This window comes from Mycobacterium sp. TH-M106, from assembly GCF_057473765.1.
The window spans coordinates 1-3,209 of record NZ_JBYCLE010000213.1; the positions used below are offsets into that span (position 1 = coordinate 1).

General features: G+C 69.4%; 4 protein-coding genes and 1 pseudogene. 2 read left to right on the plus strand and 3 right to left on the minus strand.

Annotated elements, in window-relative coordinates; translation table 11 throughout:
• On the minus strand, positions 1 to 208 hold a 208-nt coding region (rpsB, locus tag AC2VOP_RS07720; RefSeq protein WP_486954180.1), incomplete at its 3' end, for a 30S ribosomal protein S2.
• Positions 209 to 450: 242 nt separating this feature from the next.
• Here rpsB and AC2VOP_RS07725 point away from each other — a divergent pair.
• Positions 451 to 936: pseudogene (locus AC2VOP_RS07725) on the plus strand (M23 family metallopeptidase); the annotation flags it as partial.
• Between the two features lie 48 nt (positions 937 to 984).
• Positions 985 to 1,590 (plus strand): Uma2 family endonuclease, encoded by a 606-nt coding sequence (locus tag AC2VOP_RS07730; RefSeq protein WP_486960414.1) that lies wholly within the window; start codon positions 985 to 987, stop codon positions 1,588 to 1,590.
• Positions 1,591 to 1,654: 64 nt separating this feature from the next.
• Here the strand turns inward: AC2VOP_RS07730 and AC2VOP_RS07735 are convergent, their stop codons facing one another.
• Both AC2VOP_RS07735 and AC2VOP_RS07740 read right to left on the minus strand, forming a co-directional pair.
• Complete coding sequence (locus AC2VOP_RS07735; RefSeq protein WP_486960415.1) at positions 1,655 to 2,557, minus strand: tyrosine recombinase XerC; 903 nt, start codon at positions 2,555 to 2,557, stop codon at positions 1,655 to 1,657.
• A 32-nt stretch (positions 2,558 to 2,589) separates the two neighbouring features.
• A partial coding sequence (locus AC2VOP_RS07740; RefSeq protein ID WP_486960416.1) for an alpha-hydroxy-acid oxidizing protein occupies positions 2,590 to 3,209 on the minus strand: 620 nt, incomplete at its 5' end.

Below are 3,209 nucleotides of genomic sequence, written 5' to 3' on the forward strand. Positions count from 1 at the left end.
CGAACAGCACGGACCCGCCGTGGGCGACGGTCTCCTTGACGAACTCGTATGCCTTGTCGATGAAGGTCAGCGTCTGCTGCAGATCGATGATGTAGATCCCGTTGCGGTCGGTGAAGATGAACCGCTTCATCTTGGGATTCCAGCGACGGGTCTGATGCCCGAAGTGAGTGCCGCTGTCGAGCAGCTGTTTCATGGTTACGACGGCCATTGCCAGCCATGTCCTTATGTGTTGTCGGTTGTCGCCCGGCGTCCGCTGAGGCCGGGCCCTGGTGTCTGCTGAGATGCCTTGCCCGTCGGTGAGACGGGACCGCTCGGCATCCGGTTGTTGCGCAGACACGCGAAGTCAGCCCGCTAAAGCAGACTGCGAGAAGTGAGTTTACACGGTTCGAGCAGGTGGTTTGTCCACAGTGCTGACTAGCCGGATCACCGGCGCACCGGTGAACTGTGCAGATGCGGTGGACGGCGCTGATCCTCGTCGCCGGCTTGCTCGGCGCCGCCCCGGCCCGCGGCGACGATATCCGGCTGGACTGGCCGTTGCGGCCGCGCCCGGCGGTGACACGGAGCTTCGACGCCCCGTCACCGAACTGGCAGCGTGGCCACCGCGGGGTGGACCTGGCCGGCGCGCCCGGCCAGCCGGTGTACGCCGCCGGTGCGGCCACGGTGATCTTCGCCGCTGACCTGGCCGGGCGGCCGGTGGTGTCGCTGGCCCACCCGGGCGGTCTGCACACCAGCTACGAACCGGTGCGCGCCGTCGTACGGGTCGGCCAGCGGGTGGATGCCGGGACCGCGATCGGCGAGTTGGCGTCCGGGCATCCGGGTTGCGGGGCGGCGGCCTGTCTGCACTGGGGCGCGATGTGGGGCCCGGCGTCTCGCGCCGACTACGTCGACCCGCTGGGATTGCTGGCCACAACACCGATTCGGCTCAAACCGCTGAACGGATAACGCGTGCGACACTGTCACTATGTGCCGGAAGAGTGCCAGGTGATGACTGCACTGATTGAGCCGCCCGGTCGGCTGTTGACGGTCTCCGAGTACGCGAAGCTCGGGGAGGATGACCGGTCGCGCTGGGAACTGCAGGAAGGCAGCCTCGTCATGTCACCGTCGCCGTCACCCGACCACATGCTGGCTTCCGGCGCACTGCGCGACCAGCTCAAGGCCCAGCTTCCCGGCACGCTCATGGTCATTCAGGACGTTGACATCGACTTACAACTCGATCGCGGAGATCAGCCGGGCACCTCGCGCCGCCCCGATCTGGTGGTAGTCGAGCGGCCTGCCGTACAGCGGGTGCGTGCCGAAGGTGGACTGCTGCGTGCGTCAGAGGTGCTGCTGGTCGTCGAGATCCTGTCGCCCGGGTCCCGCCGCACGGACTGTGTGGTCAAGCGGGCGGAATACGCCGACGCCGGGATTCCGCATTACTGGATCGTCGACCTGGAGCCGGCCGATGGGGTGAGCCTGCGAGCCTGCGGTAAGAGCGGCGAACCCGGTGCGTCGGGTTACGTCGATGACGGCGTGGTGGTCGAGCGCTACACCACCCAAGTGCCGTGGCCGGTGACCATCAACCTCGCCGCGATCAGCAGCCTGCTGGCTTAACGCGCGGTCGCCGGCCGAGGACGTCGATCATGGCTACGACGACGACATCTGGCCGTCGCTCGGATCATGCCCGCGGGTGGGCCTGGTCGTGCACCGCCCGCAGCCGGGCGACGGTGACGTGGGTGTAGAGCTGGGTCGTGGCCAGCGTGGAGTGGCCGAGCAGCTCCTGCACGATCCGCAGATCCGCACCGCCCTCCAGCAGATGGGTGGCCGCGCTGTGCCGCAGCCCGTGCGGCCCGATGTCGGGAGCGCCGTTCACCGCGGCGACGGTCTGATGCACGACGGTGCGCGCCTGCCGAGGGTCCAGGCGGCGGCCGCGGGCGCCCAGTAACAGCGCCGGCCCGGATTCGGCGGTGGCCAGCGCGGGCCGTCCGTCGGAAAGCCAGGCCCGCAACGCGTCGGCGGCCGGCTCGCCGAACGGTGCTGTGCGCTGTTTGTCGCCTTTGCCCAGCACCCGAACCACCCGATGCGACAGCTCGATGTCGTCAACGTCGAGCCCGCACAGCTCGCTCACCCGGATTCCGGTGGCGTACAGCAACTCGACGACCAGCCGATCCCGTAAGGCCAGCGGATCACCTTGCTGGGCACCGGATTTCGCGGCCGCCATGGCATCCAGCGCCTGATCCTGGCGCAGTATCGCTGGCAGGGTCCGCCGTGCTTTCGGCGGTTGGAGCCGCTCCGCCGGATCCGACGACAGCAGGCCGCGCCGCAGCGCCCACGCGGTGAACGTTTTCACCGCTGACGTGCGGCGCGCCAGCGTGGTGCGGGCCGCACCGGCGCCGGCCTGCGCGGCCAGCCAACCTCGCAGCAGCGGCAGGCTGAGGTCGTCCAGTCCGGATCCGGGCCCGCGTTCGGCGAGAAAGGCGAACAGCGATCGCAGGTCCCCCAGGTACGCGCGGCGGGTGTGCGTGGAACGACCCCGCTGCAGGGCGAGATGGTCGTCGAATTCGTCAAGGATCGCGTCCATTCTCCTACGGTCGCAGACCCGAGCCGAGCGGCTCAGCCGACGCGCCGCAGCGCCTCCGGCGTCAGGTCGCGCAGCGTCGGATAGCCGTCGACGGCCATGATCAGGTCGGCTTCGGCCAGCAGCGACCGCAGCACGTGCACCACACCGGCGGTCCCGCCCAGCGCCAGGCCGTAGGCGTACGGCCGGCCCACACCGACCGCGGTCGCGCCCAACGCCAGGGCCTTGATGATGTCGGCGCCGCTGCGGATCCCGGAGTCAAACAGCACCGGCAGCCCGTCGGCGGCCTGCACCACATCCGGTAGGCAGTCGATGGCCGGCAGACCGCCGTTGGCTTGCCGGCCGCCGTGGGTGGAGCAGTAGATCCCGTCCACCCCACCGTCTTTGGCGCGACGGGCGTCGTCGGGGTGGCAGATGCCCTTGACGATCAGTGGCAGGCTGGTCAGCGACCGCAGCCACGGCAGGTCCTCCCAGGTCAGTGGGTTGCCGAAGGTTTGCACCCAGGCCAGCACCGCGCCTTGCGGGTTCTCTTCGGGCGGCTGAGCCAGGCCGGCCCGGAACACCGGGTCGCTGGTGTAGTTGGCCAGGCAGTGCCCGCGCAGCTGCGGGAAGTTCGACGTCGCCAGGTCACGCGGGCGCCAACCGGGCACCCAGG

Bases quoted from the DNA above. Each gene is read 5' to 3' on its own strand.
- AC2VOP_RS07730 (WP_486960414.1), top strand. From the start codon at position 985: ATGACTGCACTGATTGAGCCGCCCGGTCGGCTGTTGACGGTCTCCGAG.
- AC2VOP_RS07735 (WP_486960415.1), bottom strand. From the start codon at position 2,557: ATGGACGCGATCCTTGACGAATTCGACGACCATCTCGCCCTGCAGCGG.